Consider the following 21,876-nt stretch of genomic DNA (forward strand, 5'->3'; position numbering starts at 1 on the left):
CGCCTGAGTCCGGTGTCAGGAAGCGTCGCGGATGTCGGTGATGATGCCCGAGAAGTCGCGGTGCGCGCCCTCACCCGCAGCGAACTCCGCGTAGATGCGCTGCGCGAGCCGGCCCATCTGCGCATCCGTCGTGGTCTGCTCGATCGCCTGCAGCGCGAGGCCGAGGTCCTTCGCCATCAGCGCGCCCGCGAAGCCGGGCTGGTAGTCGCGGTTCGCCGGGCTGGTCGGCACCGGACCCGGCACGGGGCAGTTGGTCGTGAGCGACCAGCACTGGCCCGATGCCTGCGACACGACGTCGAACAGCGCCTGGTGCTCGAGCCCCAGCCGCTCCCCCAGCACGAACGCCTCGGCGACCGCGATCTGCGACACCGCGAGGACCATGTTGTTGCACACCTTCGCGGCCTGACCGAGGCCAGGGCCACCGCAGTGCACGATGCGCTTGCCCATCACCTCGAGCAGCGGCAGCGCTGCGGCGAAGTCATCGTCGGAGCCACCCACCATGAAGGCGAGGGTGCCGTTCTCGGCGCCGACCACGCCGCCCGAGACCGGGGCGTCGATGTTGCGGTGACCGGCCTCGATCGCCAGCGCGTGCGCGGTGCGCGCCTCGTCGACGGCGATCGTGGACGACTCGATGAACAGGGTGCCCGGGTCGGCGGCGGCCAGCAGACCGTCCTCATAGGCGGCGATCACGTGCTTCCCGGCGGGGAACATGGTGATGACGACTTCTGCGCCGGCGACCGCGTCGATGCCGAACGAGGCGATCGGCACGCCCGCCGCCGATGCGGCATCGACCGCTGCGGGGACGGGGTCGTAGCCGATCACGTCGTGACCGGCCTTCACCAGGTTGACGGCCATCGGCAGGCCCATGTGCCCGAGTCCGAGGAACGCGATGCGGGTCATGATCCGCTCCGCATCGACGTGGATCCGGCGGGGCGCAGCATCTCGCGTCCGACGATGAGTCTCATGATCTCGTTCGTCCCTTCCAGGATCTGGTGCACCCGCAGATCACGGACGACCTTCTCGATCCCGTAGTCCTGAAGGTACCCGTAGCCACCGTGCAGCTGAAGGGCCCTGTTGGCGACGTCGAACCCGGCATCCGTCGCGAAGCGCTTGGCCATCGCGCAGCGCATCGTGGCATCCGGCGCCTTCTCGTCGACGGCCTGCGCGCCGTCGCGCACCATCAGCCGCGCGGCCTGCAGATCGGTGCGCATGTCGGCGACCGCGAACAGGATCGACTGCTTCTCCGCGAGCGGCTCGCCGAACGCCTCGCGCTCGTGCACGTACTGCACGGCCTTCTCCAGCGCCCACTGCGCACCGCCGAGCGAGCAGGCTGCGATGTTCAGCCGGCCGCCGTTCAGCGCCGACATCGCGATCGCGAACCCGCGGCCCTCGTCGCCGAGCATGGCGGATGCCGGCACCCGCACGCCGTCCAGGATCACCTGGCGCGTGGGCTGCGCGTGCCATCCCATCTTCTTCTCCGGCGCGCCGAAGGAGATCCCCTCCGCCGTGGCGGGCACGACGAACGCGCTGATGCCACCGGCGCCTGCGGCTCCGGTGCGCGCCATGACGACGTACACGCCGGCCTCGCCGGCACCTGAGATGAACTGCTTCACTCCGGTGAGCAGGAAATCATCGCCGTCGCGGACGGCGCTGGTGGCGATCGCCGCGGCGTCCGATCCCGCACCGGGCTCGGTGAGGCAGTACGAGCCGAACGTCTCCATCGCGGTCAGCTGCGGCAGCCACTCCGCGCGCTGCGCCTCGGTGCCGTAGGTGTCGATCATCCAGGCCACCATGTTGTGGATGGAGATGTACGACGCGATGGTCGGGTCGCCCTTGGCGAGTTCCTCGAAGATCGCGACGGTGTCGACGCGCGACAGCTCGGTGCCGCCGAACTCCTCGCGTACGTAGATACCGCCGAGGCCCAGCTCTCCGGCCCGGTGCAGGGTGTCGCGCGGGAACAGATGCTTCTCGTCGCGCTCGATCGCGTGCGGCGCCAGCTCGGTCTCGGCGAAGTCGCGGACGGCGCCGAGGATGGCGTCGCGCTCTTCTGCGGTCGTCGTCACCATGGTCATCGGTGGTCTCCCGTCGGGATCACGAAGCTCGCGCCGTCCTTGATGCCGGACGGCCAGCGGCTGGTCACGGTCTTGGTCTTCGTGTAGAAGCGGAACCCGTCGGCGCCGTGCTGGTTGAGGTCGCCGAAGCCGGAGGCCTTCCAGCCACCGAAGGTGAAGTAGGCGATCGGCACCGGGATCGGGATGTTCACGCCGACCATGCCCACGTTCACGCGGGCGGCGAAGTCGCGAGCGGCGTCGCCGTCGCGGGTGAAGATGCCCACGCCGTTGCCGTACGGGTTGTCGGATGCCAGGGCCAGCGCCTCCTCGTAGTCCGCGGCGCGGACCACGGAGAGCACCGGCCCGAAGATCTCCTGCTGGTAGATCGACATGTCAGTGGTGACGTGGTCGAACAGGGTGGGTCCGAGGTAGAAGCCGGACTCGTACCCGTCGATCACGAGGCCGCGGCCGTCGGCGACCAGCGTCGCTCCGGCATCCGCCCCCTCCTGGATGAGCCCCTCGACGCGAGCCTTCGCGGCGGCCGAGACCAGCGGGCCGTAATCGACGCCCGGCTCGAGGCCGGGGCCGACCTTCAGGTCGGCGAGCCGCTCGGCGAGCTTGGCGACCAGCGCGTCGGCGGTCTCCTCGCCGACCGGCACGGCGACCGAGATCGCCATGCAGCGCTCTCCGGCCGAGCCGTAGCCGGCGCCGATCAGCGCGTCGGCGGCCTGGTCGAGATCGGCGTCGGGCATGACGATGAGGTGGTTCTTCGCGCCGCCGAAGCACTGTGCGCGCTTGCCGTTGGCCGCCGCGGTCGAGTAGATGTACTCGGCGATCGGCGTGGAGCCCACGAAGCCGACGGCCTCGATGCGCGGGTCGGTGAGGATCGTGTCCACCGCCTCCTTGTCACCGTGCACGACGTTGAGGATGCCGGCGGGAAGACCGGCCTCCATGAACAGCTCGGCCAGGCGCACCGGCACCGAGGGGTCGCGCTCGGAGGGCTTCAGCACGAAGGCGTTGCCGCTCGCAATGGCGGGTCCGGCCTTCCAGAGCGGGATCATCGCCGGGAAGTTGAACGGGGTGATTCCCGCGACCACGCCGAGCGGCTGGCGCATCGAGTACACGTCGATGCCGGTACCGGCCTCGGTTGAGTACTCGCCCTTGAGCATGTGCGGGGCCCCGATGCAGAACTCGATCACCTCGAGGCCGCGGATGATGTCGCCCTTCGCGTCGTCGAAGGTCTTGCCGTGCTCGCTGGAGAGCAGCCGTGCCAGCTCGTCCATGTTCTGATGCACCAGGTCGACGAATCGCATCATCACCCGGGCGCGCTTCTGCGCGTTGGTCGCGGCCCACGCCGGCTGCGCGGCGGCGGCGTTCGCGATGACCTGCTGCACCTCGGCCGCGGAGGCCAGGGGCACGCGGGCCTGCACCGCCCCCGTGCTGGGGTCGAACACGTCGGCGAACCGTCCCTCTTGGGGCTCGAAATGCGATCCGCCCACGAAATGCGGGATTGTACGAGTCATTGTGCGACGCTCCTCTGTGCCCTCTTTGGCACAGTGACCACCATACTCGGGTTTCCGGGGAGATAGTAGGGCTTCCTAGTATCGCTTTCATGCCTGACCTCCCCCGTTCACCGGCCCGTAACCTGCGACACGTAGAACTGAAGGACGCGAACGACTCAGACCGGAAGGGCGTCGATTTCGCGTCGCGGTGAGCTCGGCTCCCGCTGCGGTCCGTTTCGACCGCGAAGACCCCCGCCGAATCGGGTCGGCGGGGGTCTCCTCTGTTCGGGCGGCGATCAGCCCTCGACGTCGATCAGCACGAGTGCGTGGTTGTCCGGCTCTCCCGCATCCCGCACCGCAGCGGTCACCGCGGCCGCTGCGGCATCCGCGTCCTCCTCTGCCAGGAGCTGTCCGAGCCGCTCGGCCGGGAACAGCGCATGAACGCCGTCGGTGGTCAGCACCAGCCGGTCACCGCGCTGCACGGTGACACCGACGACATCCGGGTCGGTCAGCAGGCCCGCCGCGAGAGCGCGGTTCAGCACCGCGCGGCGAGGATGCAGGCGTGCCTCCTCCTCGGAGAGCCGACCGTCCTCCACAAGTGCGGAGACCTCGGTGTGATCAGTCGTGAGCTGGCGCAGCACACCGTCACGCATCAGCCAGGCCCGCGAGTCGCCGAGGTGGGCGATCGTGGCGACGTCACCGTTCAGTGCGATGGCCGTGAAAGTGCTTCCGCGTCCGTCGTCGGCGAGGTCGGCGGCGCACTCCGCCGCCAGGGAGTCCCACCGCTCCGCGCCGATCGGCAGTGGCTCGGATGCGAGCCGCCGGACGAATTCCTCGGCCACCGACGGCGTCCCGTGGAAGCCGTCGGCGACAGCCCACAGCCCGTCGCCGACGTGGACGGCATCCAGCTGCTCGTCACGCTCTCCTCTGCCGAGCGCATGGGCGACGCGTGTGCGCGGTGCTCGATTCGTGGTCATGATGCTCTCCTTCGCTCGAAGGTCGGCGACGAGAGCGGACACCTGGGTCCGCCGGGAGCGCACATCCGCCTCGGTCTGACGCCAGAACGAGGTGACCTCCGCGGCGATCGCGGCCGGTGGCAGGTCGAGTGCCACACGGATGCGCTCGAGCGGCATCCCGACCCGGCGCAGCGCGGCGATCAGCCGGGCGTGACCCAGCTGCTCCGTCGCGTAGAACCGGTACCCGGTGCGGTCGTCGACCTCGGCGGGAGGCAGCAGATCGAGGTCGTCGTAGATGCGCAGCGCCTTGGGTGTGAGGCCCGCGGCCCTGGCGAAGTCTCCGATGGACATGAGCTCCATGCGCTCCATCATCCCTCTCGTCGCATCGGCGGATCTCGCCGACCGCACAAGGGTCGTCCCTGCCCCCGGGGCAAGGTCAAAGCCCCCGCCGGAGAATTCCGGCGGGGGCTCTGCTGATGATGGATCCGGTCAGTGCCTGATGTTGGCCTGCACCTTCACGTTGCCGTTCGAGATGCTCACGATCGTGCCGGGTGCGGGCGGGTCCTCGTTGCCCATCGTCGCCGCCCACACCGTGCCGTTCGGCGCGGTCTCGACGGAGACCACTCCGGGCAGCTCGGCATACGTGCGCGTGGTGTGCGCGTCGGTCACCTCGGTGATCCTGCCGCCGAACAGTTCGGTGACGTAGATCTGTCCATCCTTGCCGAGGGCGAGGTTCGTCGCGCCGAGGAACCCGCCGGCGAGCCATTCGCTGTCACCGGTCGCCGGGTCGACGCGCCAGAGCGCTCCGCGGGCGCCGAGTGCGGCGCTCTCGGGTCCACCGGGCAGCGTCGTCACGTACAGCATCCCGTCCGACCCGACCTCGACGTCGGTCGGAACCGGTTCGAAGTCGTAGGTCGTGCCGATCAGGCAGTCCGGCATGCCGAGCTCGGCGACGGCCTCCTCCGTGATCTTCGCGGGCTGCGGCGGCAGCACCGCGAGCGTGCTGACATGACCGGAGTCGTCGACCTGGAACAGCGCGTTGGCTCCGGCATCCGCCACGACCCACTTGCCGTCCCAGCTCGCGACGCTGTACGCGTGCGAGTCGACCATGCCCTCGTACTGCGGCCCGAGCACGCCCAGCACGCACGGGTCCTCACTCTCGGGACCATAGGTGTTGATCTGGTCGGGGTTGTTCGCGACCTCCCACGCATGCGTGTCGGCGTAGATGCGGACTCCCTTCGGCGTGCGGATGTTCAGTCCGCTGGCGGTGTTGACGAACTCCGGCAGCTGCGTGTGCGTCGACGTGTACGCCAGCCACTTGCCGCGGACGGCCACGCCGGACAGGCCGTCGACACCGGTGACGATCGGCGCGATCGCGCCGTCCGGCTGCAGCTGACCGAGCATCCCGGTGCCGCCGTCGGCGACGAGCACCCGTGGTCCGTCGATCTCGAGGCTGAACGGTGCGGCGAGCTGCGTCGACCACACCTCGGGCGTGGGCGGATCGGATGCCGCCGACGCGAGCGTCGGCATGGTCAGGACCAGGGCCGCGGCGGCCCCCGTCGCGGCGAGTACACGAGTTGCACGCATGGACGACTCCCCATTCCCGGCGCAGGCACCCCTGCCCGCGCCGTGCTCAGCCGGGCGGATCTCCCCCGAGATGCCCGGAAGCCGTGAATCGCCCCCAGTGACGGTCCACGCCGTCATTCTGCGCCGCGGCGACGGCTCGCGCAACGGGTTCTCGAGGACCCCCCAGAGCTTCTGGGGGTCGACTGCCGCTCGAGGCTCTGCGTTTGAATCTGCGCGACCTTGGCCGCAAGCTTCTCCCGAGACCTGCGCGACCTCCCGACTTCCACACGAGACCCCGTGCATGAACATGGGTCTCGTGCGGAAGTCGGGAGGTCGGTCGGATCTCGCGTCAGGAGCAGAGTGCGCCGTTCAGAGTCGCTCGAGCACCAGCGCGTTCGCCATCCCGCCGCCCTCGCACATCGTCTGCAGACCGTACCGGCCACCGGTCGCCTCGAGGTGGTCGACGAGCGTGCCGAGCAGGCGCGTCCCGGACGAGCCGAGCGCGTGCCCGAGGGCGATCGCCCCACCGCGGGGGTTCAGCCGCGCGGGGTCGGCGCCGAGCTCCGCCGCCCACGCGAGCGGCACCGACGCGAACGCCTCGTTCACCTCGTAGGCGTCGAGGTCGGAGACGGCCAGCCCCGCCTTCTCGAGCACGCGCCGAGTGGCGGGGATCGGCCCGGTGAGCATCATCAGCGGGTCGTCGCCGATGACGTCGAAGGCGCGGAACCGCGCCCGCGGGCGCAGCCCCAGAGCATCCGCCTTCTCCGCGCTCATGATGAGGGCAGCGGATGCCCCGTCGGTGAGCGGCGACGAGTTGCCCGGCGTGATCTTCCAGTCGATCTCGGGGAAGCGTGCGGCCAGCTCGTCCGTGCGGAAGGATGCCGGCAGGCCGGCCAGCCGCTCGACGGTGGTGCCCTCGCGGACGGTCTCGTCCGTCGCGGCATCCGGCGCCTCGGCGACCGGGACGGTCGTTCCGGCGAAGAAGCCGTCGTGCCAGGCGGCCGCGGCGCGGGCGTGAGACTCGGCGGCGAACGCGTCCAGGTCGTCACGGCTGAGGTTCCAGCGCTGCGCGATCAGCTCGGCACTGACGCCCTGGTTCACCAGCCCCTGCGGGTAGCGCGCGCGCAGACGCGGCGACATCGGCGAACCGCCTGCCGCAGAAGAGCCGAGCGGCACCCGGCTCATCGACTCGACGCCGCCGACGAGGACCACGTCGTAGGCGCCGGCGGCGATCCCCTGCGCGGCGAAGTGCACGGCCTGCTGGCTCGACCCGCACTGCCGGTCGATCGTCGTCGCGGGGATTGTCTCGTCGAAGCCGGCGGCGAGCACGGCCTGCCGCGCGATGTTCATCGCCTGGTCGCCGACCTGGCTCACGCAGCCGAGCAGCACGTCGTCCAGCTGCGCGGACTCCAGGCCGTTGCGCTCCAGGATCGCAGTGAGCACTCCCGCCGCGAGATCGACCGGATGCACCCCCGACAGTGCTCCCCCGGGCTTGCCGCGCCCCACCGGGGTGCGGACGACATCGACGAGGACGGCTTCGCTGCTCATGACTCCATTCTCACCCGCGCCGGGGCGGCGGGCGCGTCGTACCGTGGAGGCATGAGCATTCGGTTCCCGCGCGGGGCGGTCGTTCCCGAGATCGGCATCGGCACGTGGTTCGTGGGCGACGAGCCGGCGCGGCGCGACGACGAGATCGCCGCGATCCGCGCAGGGCTGGATGCCGGACTCCGCGTCGTCGACACGGCGGAGATGTACGGCGACGGCCGCTCGGAGGACCTCGTCGGCGAGGCCATCGAGGGGTGGCGCGACGAGGTGTTCCTCGTCAGCAAGGTGCTCCCCTACAACGCGGATGCCGCAGGCGTGCGCCGCGCCGCACACGGCAGCCTCGCGCGCCTGGGCACCGACCGCCTCGACCTCTACCTGCTGCACTGGCGCGGCGGCGTGCCCTTCGACGAGACAGTCGAGGCCTTCGAGCGGCTGGTCGCCGACGGCGACATCCTGTCGTGGGGCGTGAGCAATCTCGATCCGGAAGACCTCGCCGAGCTGCCCGCGGGCGCGGCGACCGATCAGGTGCTCTACAACCCGATCCGCCGCGGCCCCGAGGTCGATCTGCTCCCGCTGCTGCACGAGCTCGGCATCCCGGCGATGGCGTACTCGCCGCTCGAGCAGGCGCGGCTGCTCGACCATCCTGCACTCGCGGAGCTCGCGGCATCCGTCGGTCTGACGCCCGCGCAGCTCGTGCTCGCCTGGGTGGTGCGCTCGGGCGAAGTGCTCGCGATCCCGAAGGCCGGTTCCGTGGCGCACGCACGGGAGAACGCGGCGGCGCTCGGGGTCGTGCTGCCCGCCGACGTGCTCGCCGAGATCGACAGGGTCTTCCCGGCGCCCCGGCATCCGGTGCCGCTGGAGATGCTCTGACCGGCGTGTAGACGTCCGCTTGGGTCGCACTTCGTCACGTTCCGGCGCCCGCAGACCGGGACGAATCGCGATCTGAGGGGCGTTTACGGACGCTGGCGCAGCAGCGCGGCGCCGTGCGGGGGCAGCGGCACGCGCAGCGCGGCGCTGCCCGGCGCGACCCCGCGCGCAGCGTTGCTCTGCACGTCGACCGGTTCGAGGTCGACCTCCTGCCCCGACCACAGTTCAGTGACAGACCCGGATGCCGCGAAGCCGAGGTTCCCCGTGTCCAGCACCGCGTCCAGCGGGGCCTCGCCGAGGTTGAACGCGGCAGCGAGACGCTCGCCGTCGGCTCCGTCGGCCGTCCACAGCACCAGAGCCCCCTCGCGGAAGACCTCGCGACTGCCCGTCGACCGCAGCGCCGAGAGCACCTCGGCGTTCCGGAACAGTGCGACCGTCGCCGGATCACTGGTGGGCAGGTCGCCGCCGATCATCAGCGGCGAGCGCGCGATGACCCACAGGGTCAGCAGCGCGATGCGCTCGTCCGGCGTGAGCAGGTCGTCGCGCGGCTCGCCGCGCTCGGCGCGGATGCCGATGCGCCCGAGCGGCAGCATGTCGCCGTCCGGCCAGCCGGCCTCGCCTGCGAACGGCGCCCAGCGCGCGAACCGGGCGAAGTTCGCCTCGACGTCGTCCCAGCGGTCCCAGAGATCGTCGCAGATGCGCCACATCGTCGCGTTCTCGCGCAGCTGCGGCAGTCGCTCCAGCGACAGATCGCGGCCGGGCGACAGGCTCAGCTCGATGTCACGCCCGGATGCCCGGATCGCGGCCGCGTAGGCCTCGATGTCGGCGCTCTGGAACGGCCAGAGCATGTCGTCCGCCTTGATGAAGTCGACACCCCACTGCGCGTACAGCGCGAGCGTGGAGTCGTAGTACGCCTGAGCGGCGGGATGCCCGTGGTCGAGGCCCAGCATGTCGGGGTTCCACTCGCACACGTTGGTCTCGTCGGCGACATCCGCAGCCGTGGCATCCGTGCCGAGGATCGGCAGGTTCTGCGCGACCGCGCGCCGCGGGATGCCGCGCATGGTGTGGATGCCGAAGCGCAGGCCCATCGCGTGGATGCGCTCCGCGAGCGGGCCGAAGCCTGCGCCCCCGGCGGCGCTCGGGAACCGGACCGGGTCGGGCATCAGCCGGCCCCAGTCGTCCAGGTGCAGCGGCGCATCCGCGTTGTAGCCGTGCGCGCGTGCCGTGGGATCCGACCAGGCGATGTCGATCACGACGGTGTCCCAGCCGAACGGCAGCAGGTGCTCGGCGAGGAACTCCGCGTTCGCGAGCACCTCGGCCTCGGTGACGGTGGTGCCGTAGCAGTCCCAGCTGTTCCAGCCCATCGGCGGGCCCTCGCGGCGCGCGGGATTCTGTGCGGTGGTCATAGCGCGTGGATCCGCCAGGAGACGGCGTGCTCGGCGCCGGGCTGCAGCATGACGAGGTCGGTGCCCGAGTTGAACGCGTCCGGCGGGCAGGTCATCGGCTCGACGGCGAGTCCGAGCCGATGCGTCTCTGCCACGGCCGGGGTGTCTGCGGTGTGCACCTGCACCCACGGGCATCCCTCGTCCCACGTGATGGCCACGCCACCCTCGGAGGCGTGCAGCTCGACGGAGACGTGCCCGTCCGCTCCCTCGAGGGCGGTGAAGGCGTGGTCGATGAACGTGTCGCCGATGGGGCGGGCGACGCGGAAGTCCCACTGCGGGTGCGCATCGACGGACTCCACGGCGACCGGGCTGAGCCGGTCGTCGGTCACGGTCAGCACCTCGGCGGCCGGCAGCAGCAGGGTCCAGTCGTCGACGGGACCGGTTCCTGAGCCTGTCGAAGGGCCCGCGACCAGATACGGATGCGGACCGGTGCCCCAGGGCGCGGCATCCGATCCCGCGTTGCGGCCGGTCACCCGCTGGGTGAGCCCGTGCTCGTCGACGCGGTACTCCACCTCGACCTCGACGGCGAACGGGTAGCCCGTCTGCGGCACGATCGTCGTGGCGAGCACGACCCGGTCGTCCTCTGCGACGCGCTCGTCGAAATCCGACCAGACCACCAGCCCGTGCAGCGCCTGCCCGCGCTCGGGCTCGGTCAGCGGGAGCTGGTGTAGGGCGCCCTCGAACGAATATGCGCCGTCGACGATGCGGTTCGGCCACGGCGCGAGGGTCGCGCCGCGGTACGCCGGCCGCACCTCGTCGGTGTCGAAGGGCACGACCAGATCGCGCCCTTCATAGGTGAGAGTGCGCAGCGACGCACCGACGCTCGCGATCTCGGCGACGTAGCCGGATGCCGCGATGCGGTACTGCTTCCCGGACCGGGGCACGCTCACAGCCCCTGCGCGAGACGGTAGTAAGCCTGGTTCGAGCGCACCTGCTGCTGGAAGCCGGGCAGCGTGGTGTCCTCGTCGATGACGAGAAGCTCGAGCTCGGCCATCTCGGCGAAGTCGCGGAACACGTCGATGCCGACCGCGTTCGACATCACCGTGTGGTGCGCGGCGCCGGCGGTCAGCCAGGCGGCGGCACTGGTACGGAAGTCGGGGGCCGGCTTCCAGACCGCGCGTCCCACCGGCAGCTTCGGCAGGGCTGCCCGCGGCTCGACGTTCTCGACCACGTTCGCCGTGAGGCGGAAGCGGTCGCGCAGGTCGCTCATCGCGACGACGACGGCGGGGCCGGGGTCGGCGGTGAAGACCAGACGCACCGGGTCCTCCTTGCCGCCGATGCCGAGCGGATGCACCTCGAGGGTCGGCTTCGCCGAGCTCAGCGACGGCGACACCTCGAGCATGTGCGCACCGAGGATCAGCTCGTCTCCGGGTGTGAGGTCGTAGGTGTAGTCCTCCATCAGGCTCGCGCCGCCTGGCAGCCCCGCGCCCATCACGTTGGCGACGCGCACCAGGATGGCGGTCTTCCAGTCGCCTTCGGCGCCGAATCCGTAGCCCTCGGCCATCAGCCGCTGCACGGCCAGGCCCGGCAGCTGGCGCAGCGCGCCGAGGTCCTCGAACGAGGTGGTGAATGCGCCGAAGCCGCCCTCCTCCAGGAACGACCGCAGTCCGAGCTCGATCGCGGCGCCGTAGCGCAGCGACTCGTGGCGGTCGCCGCCGCGACGCAGCTCGGGCACCACGTCGTAGAGCTCCTCGTACTCGGCGACGAGGGCGTCGACGTCGCCAGAGGACGCCGCGTGCACGGCATCCGCCAGCTCGTTCACGCCCCAGGTGTTGACCTGCACGCCGAGCCGCAGCTCGGCCTCGGTCTTGTCGCCCTCGGTGACCGCGACGAAGCGCATGTTGTCGCCGAAGCGCGCGAGCTTGAGGTCGCGCGAGGCCGCGAGCCCCGCGGCGGCACGCTGCCAGCTCGCCAGGTCGGCCCGCACACGCGGGTCGCTGTGGTGACCCACGATGGTCTTGCGCGGCACGCCGAGGCGGGTCTGGATGTACCCGAACTCGCGGTCGCCGTGCGCGGCCTGGTTGAGGTTCATGAAGTCGAAGTCGATGTCCGCCCAGGGCAGCTCCACGTTCGCCTGCGTGTGCAGGTGCGCGAGCGGTTTGCGAAGGGCGTCGAGTCCGGCGATCCACATCTTGGCGGGGCTGAAGGTGTGCATCCAGGCGACCAGGCCGATGACACGGTCGTCGGCGTTGGCCTCGAGGGCGACGCGCTTGATGGCGGCGGAATCGGTGAGCACCGGCTTCCAGACGATGCGCACCGGCACGTCGGATGCCGCATCGAGTGCCCCGGCGATGGCCTGGGACTGCTCGGCGACCTGCGCGAGCGTCTCGGGGCCGTAGAGGTGCTGGCTGCCGGTGAGGAACCAGACCTCGTAGCCGTCGAGCGAGGTGGTGAGCGGGGTGCGGGTCATGTTCTTCCTTCGGATCAGAGTGCGTCGACGGCGGCGGACTCGATGGCGAGGCCGGCGCGGTAGCGGTCGAGGTAGGCGGAGTAGCCGGCGACGTCGGCGGGGTCTGGTTCGACGACGCGGACGCCGGCATCGGCGAACACGTGGTCTTCGAGGTACTCGGCGAGCGACGCCGCCGAGCCGAGGTGGGCGGCGAGCACCGCGATGCCCCACGCCCCTCCTTCGGCCGCGGTGTCGCCGACGGCGACCGGGGCGCTCAGCGCCCCGGCGAGGAAGCGCTGGGCGACACCCGCGGTGCGGAACATTCCGCCGTGGGCATACATCCGGTCGAGGGCGACCCCCTCGTCGGCGAGCACGCGCATGCCGAGGGCGAGGGTGCCGAACACCCCGTACAGCTGCGCGCGCATGACATTGGCCAGGGTGAAGCGGCTGTCCGGGGTGCGCACGAACAGCGGGCGCCCCTCGTCGAGCCCGGCGATCGGCTCTCCGGCGAGGTGGTTGTAGGCGATCAGACCGCCGGCATCCGCCTCACCGTCCAGCGCCTCGCCGAACAGCGTCTCGAAGACGGCGTCGCTCGAGAGCGGGGAGCCGGATGCTGCAGCGAATCGCCCGAACATGCCGGCCCAGGCCGCCAGCTCGCTGGCGCCGTTGTTGCAGTGCACCATCGCGACGGCGTCGCCCGCGGGGGTGGTGACGAGGTCGAGTTCGTGGTGCACGGCCGCCAGCGGACGCTCCAGCACGACCATCGCGAAGATGCTGGTGCCGGCCGAGACGTTGCCGGTGCGCGGCGCGACCGCGTTGGTCGCGACCATGCCGGTTCCGGCATCACCCTCCGGCGGGCAGAGCCGGATGCCGGGCTGCAGCGCACCGCTCGGGTCGAGCAGCGCGGCGCCCTCCGGCGTCAGCGCTCCGGCATCCTGGCCGGCGACGAGCACCTCGGGGAGCAGCGCGCGCAGGTCGCCGCCGGTGTGCGCGTCGAAGCGATCGAGCAGCGTCCGGTCGTAGTCGCGGGCGGCGGAGTCGATCGGGAACATGCCTGAGGCGTCGCCGACACCCAGCACGCGCCGGCCGGTGAGCCGCCAGTGCACGTACCCGGCGAGGGTGGTGAGGAAGCGCACCGAGCCGGCGTGCGGTTCGGCGTCGAGCTGTGCCTGGCGCAGGTGCGCGACCGACCAGCGCAGCGGGATGTTCACGCCCAGCAGGTCTGTGAGCTCTGCGGCGGCAGGTCCGGTGTTCGTGTTGCGCCAGGTGCGGAACGGGACGAGCAGTTCGCCGGACTCGTCGAAGGCGAGGTACCCGTGCATCATCGCCGAGACGCCCATCGCTCCGAAGGACGTGGGACGGATGCCGTACCGGTCGTAGACGTCCGAGACCAGGCCGGAGTACGCCTCCTGCAGGCCGGCCCAGACGGCGTCTGTGGAGTAGGTCCACAGACGGTCCTCGAACCGGTTCTCCCAGTCGTGGAACCCTGTGGCGAGCACGTCGTGACTGTCCGCGTCGATCAGGCAGGCCTTGATGCGGGTCGAGCCGAGTTCGATGCCGAGGGCGGTGCGGCCGGAGCGGATCGCGTCGGCCCCTGAGCTCTGACGAAGGGTCATCGGCGGGCGTCCACGTTCTGGCCGTACACGTTCTGGTACCGGTCGTAGAGCCTGTCGATGCTCTCCTGGGGGATGGGGATGAGCGGACCGGCCTCGCGGGCGTGATGCACGGTGCGGGCGACGTCCTCGACCATGACGGCTGCCTTGACGGCGTCCTTCGCGTTCACGCCGATCGTGAACGGTCCGTGGTTCTGCATGAGCACCGCACGACTGCGGTGCCCACGCAGAGTCTGGACGATCCCTCGGCCGATCGAGTCGTCGCCGATGATCGCGAACGGGCCGATCGGGATCGGTCCGCCGAACTCGTCGGCCATCGCGGTGATCACGCAGGGGATCTCCTCGCCGCGCGCAGCCCAGGCCACCGCGAAGGTGGAGTGGGTGTGCACGACGCCGCCGACCTCGGGCATGTGGCGGTACACGTAGGCGTGCGCCGCGGTGTCGCTGGACGGCGAGCGCTCACTGCCGGCGCTGCCGGGCACGACGTTGCCGTCGAGGTCGCAGAGGATCATGTTCTCGGGTGCGAGGTCGTCGTAACTGACGCCGGAGGGCTTGATCACGAAGAGGTCGGCGCCCGGCACGCGGCCCGAGACGTTCCCGCCGGTCCAGACCACCAGGCCGTAGCGCACGAGCTCGCCGTGCAGGCGGGCCACGTCGGCGCGGACGTCGGCGATCGCCAGCTCGATCTCTGCGGAGTATGTGGTCATCGTTGGTCCTCCTGGGCGACTGTGACCGGTCACAGCTCATTGTGACATCCCCTCACCGCCGCGTCAATCGCATGCCTCTGCGGCTCCGGTCTCACTCGTTGCGGGTGCGACGGGCGTTCGACCCGCAACGAGTGAGACCGGAACCAGGAGGAGCTGTCGGTCAGCGCGGTGTGGCGACCGAAGCGCGCGAGATCAGGACCGGCGCGACGGGCGCGACCGGCGCGGACGCGGACGCGATCGCCTCACTCTCCCCCACGACCGCGGCCACTGCCCGGCGGGCGAGCTCGTCGAAGTCCTGTCGCACCGTCGTCAGCGGAGGCCAGAAGAACGCGGCATCCGGGGTGTCGTCGAAACCGACCACGCTGACGTCGGCCGGCACGTCGACGCCGCTCTCCCGCAGCCCCGTGATCAGCCCGAGCGCCATCTGATCGTTGCCCGCGAAGACGGCGGTGACACCGGCCACCTGCACCGCCCGGGCAGCCTGGTACCCGGATCGCGCGGTCCAGTCGCCGCGCAGCGTCATCCGGAAGTCCAGCCCGCGCGCGTCGAGTTCCGCGGCATAGCCCGACACCCGGGCCTCCGCCTCGAGCCAGTCCGCAGGGCCGGCGAGGTGTGCGATGCGCAGGTGCCCGGCATCCGCCAGTGCCGCGACGGCGAGGCGGGCACCGGCGATCTGATCCACCGACAGCGCGGAGCGATCCGCGGTGTGCAGAGCAACGGTCGGGATGCCCGTGTCGAGGTCCTTCAGCACGTCGAGCGTGCGGGCGTGCGGCGCGAACACCACGAGCCCGTCGACAGCCTGCGCGCGCAGGTGCTCGATCGCGGCGCGCACCGAGGCTGTGTCTCCGGAGTCGGCGTAGGCGGTGGACACCCAGTACCCGGCCTCTCGCGCGGAGGCCTCGATCGCGGCGATGCTCCGCGACGGGCCATACTGCAGCGCATCCGAGGCGAGCACGCCGATCGTGCGGGTGCGGCGCGTGCCCAGGGCCCGGGCCGCGTTGTTCATGCGGTAGCCGAGCTCCTCCATGGCGGCGAGCACGCGGTCGCGAGTGTCCGGCGCGACATCCGGATGCTCGTTGAGCACGCGAGACACGGTCTGTCGCGACACCCCGGCGAGCGCGGCGACATCTCGCACACCGACGGCGCGGATGCCGTCCCCCCTCGTCTCGCTCATCGCGACGAGTCTATGGCCGCGCGTGGCATCCGAACGGCGACCGCGGCGGTATGCGCGCCGGCGCATGGACGCACACGCCGATGAAATGGCGCCATCCCGACGGACATTGGCGCTTCCCGCGCGGTCGACGCGTCCCGCCTTCACTACGCTCGCTCCATGCGCATCTCCGACTTCGCCGTCCCCGACACCCCGGCAGCCCGTGCAGCCCGCGAACTGGTGGACGAGCACCACTCCCCTGCGCTGCGCAACCATGTGCAGCGCTCCTGGCTGTGGGCCGAGGCGTTCGCCGTCGTCGAAGGCCGCGCGGGGGTCGACCACGAACTGCTCCACACCGCGGCGCTGCTGCACGACATCGCGCTCGCGCCGGCGTTCGACAATCACACGCTCGGTTACGAGGAGGCAGGAGGATTCGTCGGCGAGGCGATGACCGCGGGTGCCGGGTGGCCGGCCGAGCGCCGGCGGCGCATCAACGAGGTCATCGTGCGGCACAACTGGCCGCAGGTCGATCCCGCGTTCGACCTCGAGGGCTATCTGCTCGAGACGGCGACCGGCCTCGACATCTCGGGCCGCCGCGACGCCGACATCCCGCTCGACTTCCGCCGAGAGGTGCTCGCCGCCCACCCGCGACTCGCACTCGCCGCGGAGTTCGGCACGAGCGTCCGAGACCAGTCAGATCGCAAGCCGCACAGTCACGCGCGCCGTCTGATCGACGGCGGCCTGATCGACAAGCTCGCGTCGAACCCGCTCGAGGAGCGGCGGGGCCCGGCGAGCTGAGGTCTCGCCGCCTGAGCCGCGATCACGGGGGTGCAACGTCGGGATGCATCACTGCTCGCCGCATGCCAGGGTGAACTCATGCGCATCGCCCTCACCGGAGCATCCGGCAAGCTCGGAACCGTCGTCGCCCGCGAACTGCGCGCGAGCGGCCATCGCGTCATCGGCATGGACGTCGCCGGTGAGCGAGGACCCGACTTCGTGCAGGTCGACCTGACCGACTACGGCCAGGTCGTCGACGCCCTCACCGCGGTCGGCGACCGGCACGACGGCGTCGACGCCGTCGTCCACCTCGGAGCCATCCCGGCGCCCGGCATCCGCAGCGACGTCGCCACCTTCCACAACAACATGCCGGCGACCTTCAACGTGTTCTGGGCCGCCGCACGGCTGGGCATCACGCGCATCGTCTACGCGTCGAGCGAGACCGTGCTGGGACTGCCGTTCGACGTGCCGCCGCCGTACGTCCCCGTCGACGAGGAGTACCCGCCGCGGCCCGAGTCGGTGTACTCGCTGGTGAAGACCCTCGAGGAGCGGATGGCGGTCGAACTGGTGCGGTGGAACCCCGACCTGTCGATCACGGCGCTGCGGTTCTCGAACGTGATGATCCCCGAGGACTACGCGGCGTTCCCGTCGTTCGATGCCGATGCGCTGGCACGCAAGTGGAACCTGTGGGGCTACATCGACGCCAGGGACGGCGCCCAGGCGGTCGAGCGTGCGCTCGAGGTGGCCGGCCCGGGTTTCGAGAGCTTCATCATCGCCGCAGCCGACACGGTGATGTCGCGTCCGAACGCCGAGCTGCTCGCCGAGGTGTTCCCCGATGTGCCGCTGGCCCGCCCGGTGACCGAGCACGAGACCCTGCTCTCGATCGCGAAGGCGCGGCGGATGCTGGGTTACGAGCCCCGGCACAGCTGGCGCGATCACGTGGACGCAGATTCAACGATGTAAGCGTCCGCCGGAATAGGCTGGGCGCATGGCACGAGGCGCACGCGCGACGATGCGGGATGTCGCATCGCTGGCCGGCGTGTCCGCCAAGACCGTCTCCAACGTCGTCACCGGCACCGTCCCCGTGCGCGAGGACACCCGGGAACGGGTCGAGGCGGCGATGCGCAAGCTCGACTTCGTGCCCAATCTCAGCGCACGCGGCCTGCGCAACGGGCGCTCCGGGGTGATCGCGGTCGCCCTGCCCTTCCTGGCCACATCGTTCTCGTCCGAGCTCATGCACCGTATCGTCGAGGCCGCGCACCGCCGCGGCCTGGCCGTGCACATCGAGGAGACCGGCGCCGACCCCGGCCGGGAGCGCGAACTCCTCTCTCGCGCTCGCGCGCACCTGGTCGACGGGCTGATCCTGAACCCGATCCGGCTGGAGGACAGCTCGGTCGAGGGCTCCGACCTTCCCCCGGTCGTTCTGATCGGCGAGGTCGAGAACCGCAGCACCGACCACGTCGGCATCGACAGCGTGGCGGGTGCCGCCGAGCTGACCAGACACGTGCTCTCCCGCGGCGCGACGCGCATCGCCGTGCTCGGCGCCGACGACGAGAACACCTTCGGGACCGCGACCAGCCGGCTTCGGCTGCAGGGCGTGAGGCAGGCGCTCGGCGAGGCGGGCGTCCCGCTCGACCCCCGGCTCGAGGTGAACAACCCCGACTGGACCATGACCGGTGGTGTCGCCGCGACCGGGCTGCTGCTGAGCCGCGGCATCCCTTTCGATGCGATCATCGCGTTCACCGATTCGCTCGCGACGGGCGCGCTGCACGTGCTGCGTCGCCACGGCGTGGACGTGCCAGGGCAGGTGCTCGTGACCGGCTTCGACGACGTCGAGGTGTCGCGGTACACCGCGCCGCCACTCACCACGGTGGCGATCGACCTGCCGGCCTTCGCGGGCGCGGCGGTCGACCGGCTGGTCGCACGGATCGCCGATCGCTCCGGTCCCGCGCAGTCGATCACGGTGCCTCATCGGCTCGTGCTGCGCGAGAGCACGGATGCCGCGCCGCGAGGCTACGACCCGCGGTCCTGAGTGCGCCACGCCGGGAAGCGGTCCGCCCCCTTGCGCCACGGATTTCATCGATGTAATGATGTCGGCAACCCCCGATCGTCCACGAAGGAGTGACGATGACCCCACCGTTGGATATCTCACGGCGGCAGTTCCTCACCGCGTCCGCCGTCACCGCCGGCGCGGCCATGCTCGCCGGCTGCTCCCCCGCCGCCACCGCCTCCGGCACACAGACGCTGCAGTTCTGGCATCTGCTCTCCGGCGGTGACGGCGTGATCATGTCGTCGCTGCTCGACGGCGTCAACAAGGCGCAGAACGCCTACCGCATCCGCCCCACCGTGCTCGCCTGGGGCACCCCGTACTACACGAAGCTCGCCATGGCCGCGGCCGGCGGCCGCGCCCCCGACGTCGCGATCATGCACGCCACCCGGGTGCTCGGCTGGGCGCCGGGCGGGCTGCTGGATGCCTGGGATCTCGACCGTCTGGCCGAGCTCGGCGTCGACGAGCAGACCTTCCCGAAGCCGATCTGGCAGAAGGGCGAGGTGGACGGCAAGCACCTCAGCATCGCCCTCGACGCCCACCCGTTCGTGCTGATGTACAACACGGACATCTGCGGGAAGGCCGGCGTGCTCGACTCCGACGGGCAGCTCATGCAGGCGGGCACCCCCGAGGAGTTCCTCGACCTGGTGACCGCCGTCGCCGAAGCATCCGAGGGTCACGGGCTCTCGTACGGCTACCTCGGCGACGGTGCGCAGATGTGGCGCCTGTTCTACACGCTCTACGCGCAGCACGGCACCGAGATGAAGCTCCCAGAGGGCGGCACCGCCGACATCGACACGGACGTCGCGGTCGAGTCGCTGACCTACATGCAGACCCTGCTGGACGGGAAGCTCGCCGCGAAGCAGAGCGACTACGGCACCGCCGTCGCCGAGTTCTCCACCGGCAAGAGCGGGCTGTTCCTCACCGGCGTGTGGGAGCTGCGCACCATGCAGGACGCCGGCATCCCGTTCGATGTGGCGCCGATCCCGCCGATCTTCGGCACCAGGGCGGCCTACGCCGACTCGCACTCGTTCGTGCTGCCGCACCAGTCCCGGCCGAACGAGCAGCACCGCGACCTGACCTATCAATTCGTCGCGGACATGCTGAAGGGCTCGTTCGACTGGGCCAAGGCCGGTCACATCCCCGCCTACCTGCCGATCACCGAGTCGCCCGAGTACCAGGATCTGCTGCCGCAGGCGCACTACGCCGAAGCCGCGACCTACGTCGTCTACGACCCGCCCGCCTGGTTCACCGGATCCGGCTCGAACTTCCAGGGCGAGTTCGGCGCCGCCGCGCAGCCCGCGCTGCTCAGCGGATCCGATCCCGCCGACGCCATCGCGCGGTTCGAGTCGCGCGTGAACCGCTTCCTCAGCCAGCCCAACCCGGCGGACCCCGAAGGGAGCCGGTCATGACCGCCACCGCACCCACCACCACGACCATCGTCACCGGCCGCGCCGCGTCTCCTCGCCGGCGCCATGCCGGCGGCCGCGATGAGCAGCTGGTCAGCTGGGCGTTCCTGGCCCCGTTCCTCATCGCCTTCGTGCTGTTCATGGCCTGGCCCATCCTGCACGGCTTCTACCTCAGCTTCACGAATCAGTCCCTGACCGGCGCCGGCGGCGATCTGGTCGGCGGCGCGAACTATGCCGAGGCACTCACCGACCCGGTGATGTGGGGTGCGCTGGGCAACACCGCCTGGTTCACGGTGCTCTCCACCATCCCGCTCGTGATCATCGCCCTGCTGATGGCCGTGCTGGTGGACCGCGGGCTGCCCGGGCAGTGGCTGTGGCGGCTGTCGTTCTTCATGCCGTACCTGCTGGCCTCCACCGTGATCTCGCAGATCTGGGTGTGGATCTTCAACCCGCAGATCGGCGCCGCGAACAACATCCTGAAGGCGCTCGGCCTGCAGCCGATCGCCTGGCTGCAGAACCCCGACACCAACCTGATGGCGATCGTGATCGCCACGGTGTGGTGGACGATCGGCTTCAACTTCCTGCTCTACCTGGCCGCAATGCAGAACATCCCCGCGCAGCAGTACGAGGCGGCGGCGCTGGACGGCGCCGGCCCCTGGCGGCAGTTCTGGTCGATCACGCTGCCCCAGCTCGGACCGGCCACGGCACTGATCGTGCTGCTGCAGATCCTCGCATCGCTGAAGCTGTTCGATCAGGCCTATCAGATGCTCGGCGGTCTCTCCAGCGACACCACCCGCTCGATCGTGCAGTACATCTACGAGACCGGGTTCGTCGGCTACCGGTTCGGCTACTCCGCCGCGATCTCGTACGTGTTCTTCGCGCTCATCATCATCCTCGGCGTCGTCCAGGCGCTTATCACGCGTCGTCGGAAGGAGTCGCGATGACCACCGCGACCAGCACTCTGATCGCCCCCGCCGCGTTCAACGACCGGGTGCGGAAGCCAGGCACGCGGCGGTTCGGGGCATCCCGCATCATCGCCTTCGTCGTCCTCGCACTGATGGCCGTCGGCTGGCTGCTGCCGTTCCTGTGGGCGGTCGCGACGGCGTTCAAGACCGAGACGGATGCCGCATCCGGCGACCCCGGCTGGATCGGCCCGAGCGGACCGACGGTCGAGGCCTTCACCTCGGTCCTGTCCCAGGGCAACGTGTACGTGTGGGCCTGGAACAGCCTGTGGACCTCGGCCGTGATCACCCTGATCACCGTGGCGATCTCGGCCGGCGCCGCCTACGCGTTCTCCCGCCTGGACTTCAAGGGACGGCGCTGGCTGTTCGTCGTGATCATCGCGTCGATCGTGGTGCCACCGCAGGTGCTGATCATCCCGCTGTTCTACGAGATGCTCGCCTTCAACCTGGTGGACACGCCCTGGGGCCTGATCCTGCCGCAGGTGGTGGTGCCGGCGATGGTGTTCATCCTGAAGAAGTTCTTCGACGCGGTCCCGATCGAGCTCGAGGACGCCGCACGGGTGGACGGCGCCAGCCGGTTCCGCATCTTCTGGTCGGTGGTGCTGCCGCTGTCGCGGCCGATCCTGGCGTCCGTCGCGATCTTCGTGTTCATCGGGGCATGGAACAACTTCCTCTGGCCGTTCCTGGTCATCAACGACACCACGCTGATGACCCTGCCGGTCGGCCTGCAGACCGTGATCAGCGCGTACGGCGTGCAGTACGCGCAGGTGATGGCGCAGGCCGTGCTGGCGGCGCTGCCGCTGATCGCCGTGTTCCTCATCTTCCAGAAGCAGATCGTCAAGGGCGTCGCGACCAGCGGCTTCGGCGGTCAGTGACCGCGCCCCGGCATC

At 70.4% G+C, this 21,876-nt stretch carries 19 protein-coding genes; 7 read left to right on the top strand and 12 right to left on the bottom strand.

Annotation, left to right across the window (positions count from 1 at the left end; all coding sequences use genetic code 11):
* Positions 1-15: 15 nt before the first annotated feature.
* The 6 genes from mmsB to GON06_RS15335 all read right to left on the bottom strand — a co-directional run bounded on the left by mmsB (position 16) and on the right by GON06_RS15335 (position 7,623).
* The gene (mmsB, locus tag GON06_RS15310; protein ID WP_157313176.1) at positions 16-900 is read right to left on the bottom strand and encodes a 3-hydroxyisobutyrate dehydrogenase; all 885 of its coding nucleotides are present in this window, start codon (positions 898-900) and stop codon (positions 16-18) included.
* Positions 897-2,066, bottom strand: a complete 1,170-nt coding sequence (locus GON06_RS15315) for an acyl-CoA dehydrogenase family protein (RefSeq protein ID WP_378735383.1) — start codon at positions 2,064-2,066, stop codon at positions 897-899. Before GON06_RS15315 ends, mmsB begins: the two co-directional genes overlap by 4 nt.
* A 2-nt stretch (positions 2,067-2,068) precedes the next feature.
* Positions 2,069-3,574, bottom strand: coding sequence for a CoA-acylating methylmalonate-semialdehyde dehydrogenase (locus GON06_RS15320; protein ID WP_157313178.1), 1,506 nt, complete (start codon positions 3,572-3,574; stop codon positions 2,069-2,071).
* A gap of 275 nt (positions 3,575-3,849) precedes the next feature.
* Entirely contained in the window at positions 3,850-4,869 is a 1,020-nt protein-coding gene (locus GON06_RS15325; RefSeq protein ID WP_198346724.1) for a MerR family transcriptional regulator, read from the bottom strand.
* Positions 4,870-4,998: 129 nt separating this feature from the next.
* Positions 4,999-6,096 carry a ScyD/ScyE family protein gene (locus GON06_RS15330; protein ID WP_157313180.1) on the bottom strand — a complete coding sequence of 366 codons (1,098 nt, stop codon included), beginning with the start codon at positions 6,094-6,096 and terminating at the stop codon, positions 4,999-5,001.
* 348 nt (positions 6,097-6,444) lie between these two features.
* Entirely contained in the window at positions 6,445-7,623 is a 1,179-nt protein-coding gene (locus GON06_RS15335) for a thiolase family protein (RefSeq protein WP_157313181.1), read from the bottom strand.
* 51 nt (positions 7,624-7,674) lie between these two features.
* Here GON06_RS15335 and GON06_RS15340 point away from each other — a divergent pair, with 51 nt between their 5' ends.
* Positions 7,675-8,490 (top strand): aldo/keto reductase, encoded by an 816-nt coding sequence (locus tag GON06_RS15340; RefSeq protein WP_157313182.1) that lies wholly within the window; start codon positions 7,675-7,677, stop codon positions 8,488-8,490.
* An 83-nt stretch (positions 8,491-8,573) separates the two neighbouring features.
* On the opposite strand, the gene GON06_RS15345 is transcribed toward GON06_RS15340, so the two are convergent.
* The 6 genes from GON06_RS15345 to GON06_RS15370 all read right to left on the bottom strand — a co-directional run bounded on the left by GON06_RS15345 (position 8,574) and on the right by GON06_RS15370 (position 15,815).
* Entirely contained in the window at positions 8,574-9,893 is a 1,320-nt protein-coding gene (locus tag GON06_RS15345; protein WP_232528509.1) for a glycoside hydrolase family 27 protein, read from the bottom strand.
* Positions 9,890-10,822 carry an aldose 1-epimerase family protein gene (locus tag GON06_RS15350; protein ID WP_378734988.1) on the bottom strand — a complete coding sequence of 311 codons (933 nt, stop codon included), beginning with the start codon at positions 10,820-10,822 and terminating at the stop codon, positions 9,890-9,892. The genes GON06_RS15345 and GON06_RS15350 overlap by 4 nt, the downstream gene beginning before the upstream one ends.
* On the bottom strand, positions 10,819-12,342 hold the full coding sequence (gene araA, locus GON06_RS15355; RefSeq protein WP_157313183.1) for an L-arabinose isomerase: 1,524 nt from the start codon (positions 12,340-12,342) through the stop codon (positions 10,819-10,821). The genes GON06_RS15350 and araA overlap by 4 nt, the downstream gene beginning before the upstream one ends.
* A 14-nt stretch (positions 12,343-12,356) precedes the next feature.
* On the bottom strand, positions 12,357-13,937 hold the full coding sequence (locus GON06_RS15360) for a xylulokinase (protein ID WP_157313184.1): 1,581 nt from the start codon (positions 13,935-13,937) through the stop codon (positions 12,357-12,359).
* Positions 13,934-14,641 carry an L-ribulose-5-phosphate 4-epimerase gene (locus GON06_RS15365; RefSeq protein WP_157313185.1) on the bottom strand — a complete coding sequence of 236 codons (708 nt, stop codon included), beginning with the start codon at positions 14,639-14,641 and terminating at the stop codon, positions 13,934-13,936. Before GON06_RS15365 ends, GON06_RS15360 begins: the two co-directional genes overlap by 4 nt.
* Before the next feature lie 160 nt (positions 14,642-14,801).
* The gene (locus GON06_RS15370; protein WP_157313186.1) at positions 14,802-15,815 is read right to left on the bottom strand and encodes a LacI family DNA-binding transcriptional regulator; all 1,014 of its coding nucleotides are present in this window, start codon (positions 15,813-15,815) and stop codon (positions 14,802-14,804) included.
* Positions 15,816-15,971: 156 nt separating this feature from the next.
* Here GON06_RS15370 and GON06_RS15375 point away from each other — a divergent pair, with 156 nt between their 5' ends.
* The 6 genes from GON06_RS15375 to GON06_RS15400 all read left to right on the top strand — a co-directional run bounded on the left by GON06_RS15375 (position 15,972) and on the right by GON06_RS15400 (position 21,861).
* Positions 15,972-16,589 carry a cyanamide hydratase gene (locus GON06_RS15375; RefSeq protein WP_157313187.1) on the top strand — a complete coding sequence of 206 codons (618 nt, stop codon included), beginning with the start codon at positions 15,972-15,974 and terminating at the stop codon, positions 16,587-16,589.
* A 78-nt stretch (positions 16,590-16,667) separates the two neighbouring features.
* Entirely contained in the window at positions 16,668-17,531 is an 864-nt protein-coding gene (locus GON06_RS15380; RefSeq protein WP_157313188.1) for an NAD-dependent epimerase/dehydratase family protein, read from the top strand.
* A 25-nt stretch (positions 17,532-17,556) separates the two neighbouring features.
* Entirely contained in the window at positions 17,557-18,600 is a 1,044-nt protein-coding gene (locus tag GON06_RS15385; protein ID WP_198346725.1) for a LacI family DNA-binding transcriptional regulator, read from the top strand.
* 95 nt (positions 18,601-18,695) lie between these two features.
* The gene (locus GON06_RS15390; protein ID WP_157313189.1) at positions 18,696-20,027 is read left to right on the top strand and encodes a substrate-binding domain-containing protein; all 1,332 of its coding nucleotides are present in this window, start codon (positions 18,696-18,698) and stop codon (positions 20,025-20,027) included.
* Positions 20,024-20,968, top strand: coding sequence for a carbohydrate ABC transporter permease (locus tag GON06_RS15395; protein WP_157313190.1), 945 nt, complete (start codon positions 20,024-20,026; stop codon positions 20,966-20,968). Before GON06_RS15390 ends, GON06_RS15395 begins: the two co-directional genes overlap by 4 nt.
* Entirely contained in the window at positions 20,965-21,861 is an 897-nt protein-coding gene (locus GON06_RS15400; protein ID WP_157313191.1) for a carbohydrate ABC transporter permease, read from the top strand. The genes GON06_RS15395 and GON06_RS15400 overlap by 4 nt, the downstream gene beginning before the upstream one ends.
* The last annotated feature ends 15 nt before the right edge of the window (positions 21,862-21,876 follow it).

This window comes from Microbacterium sp. MAH-37 (genome assembly GCF_009758255.1).
GTDB lineage: Bacteria > Actinomycetota > Actinomycetes > Actinomycetales > Microbacteriaceae > Microbacterium.

Bases quoted from the DNA above. Each gene is read 5' to 3' on its own strand.
- GON06_RS15380 (WP_157313188.1), top strand. From the start codon at position 16,668: ATGCGCATCGCCCTCACCGGAGCATCCGGCAAGCTCGGAACCGTCGTC.
- GON06_RS15335 (WP_157313181.1), bottom strand. From the start codon at position 7,623: ATGAGCAGCGAAGCCGTCCTCGTCGATGTCGTCCGCACCCCGGTGGGG.
- GON06_RS15325 (WP_198346724.1), bottom strand. From the start codon at position 4,869: ATGGAGCTCATGTCCATCGGAGACTTCGCCAGGGCCGCGGGCCTCACA.
- GON06_RS15400 (WP_157313191.1), top strand. From the start codon at position 20,965: ATGACCACCGCGACCAGCACTCTGATCGCCCCCGCCGCGTTCAACGAC.
- GON06_RS15370 (WP_157313186.1), bottom strand. From the start codon at position 15,815: ATGAGCGAGACGAGGGGGGACGGCATCCGCGCCGTCGGTGTGCGAGAT.
- GON06_RS15395 (WP_157313190.1), top strand. From the start codon at position 20,024: ATGACCGCCACCGCACCCACCACCACGACCATCGTCACCGGCCGCGCC.
- GON06_RS15365 (WP_157313185.1), bottom strand. From the start codon at position 14,641: ATGACCACATACTCCGCAGAGATCGAGCTGGCGATCGCCGACGTCCGC.
- GON06_RS15360 (WP_157313184.1), bottom strand. From the start codon at position 13,937: ATGACCCTTCGTCAGAGCTCAGGGGCCGACGCGATCCGCTCCGGCCGC.
- GON06_RS15320 (WP_157313178.1), bottom strand. From the start codon at position 3,574: ATGACTCGTACAATCCCGCATTTCGTGGGCGGATCGCATTTCGAGCCC.
- GON06_RS15375 (WP_157313187.1), top strand. From the start codon at position 15,972: ATGCGCATCTCCGACTTCGCCGTCCCCGACACCCCGGCAGCCCGTGCA.
- araA (WP_157313183.1), bottom strand. From the start codon at position 12,342: ATGACCCGCACCCCGCTCACCACCTCGCTCGACGGCTACGAGGTCTGG.
- GON06_RS15330 (WP_157313180.1), bottom strand. From the start codon at position 6,096: ATGCGTGCAACTCGTGTACTCGCCGCGACGGGGGCCGCCGCGGCCCTG.
- GON06_RS15315 (WP_378735383.1), bottom strand. From the start codon at position 2,066: ATGGTGACGACGACCGCAGAAGAGCGCGACGCCATCCTCGGCGCCGTC.
- GON06_RS15340 (WP_157313182.1), top strand. From the start codon at position 7,675: ATGAGCATTCGGTTCCCGCGCGGGGCGGTCGTTCCCGAGATCGGCATC.
- mmsB (WP_157313176.1), bottom strand. From the start codon at position 900: ATGACCCGCATCGCGTTCCTCGGACTCGGGCACATGGGCCTGCCGATG.
- GON06_RS15345 (WP_232528509.1), bottom strand. From the start codon at position 9,893: ATGACCACCGCACAGAATCCCGCGCGCCGCGAGGGCCCGCCGATGGGC.
- GON06_RS15390 (WP_157313189.1), top strand. From the start codon at position 18,696: ATGACCCCACCGTTGGATATCTCACGGCGGCAGTTCCTCACCGCGTCC.
- GON06_RS15385 (WP_198346725.1), top strand. From the start codon at position 17,557: ATGGCACGAGGCGCACGCGCGACGATGCGGGATGTCGCATCGCTGGCC.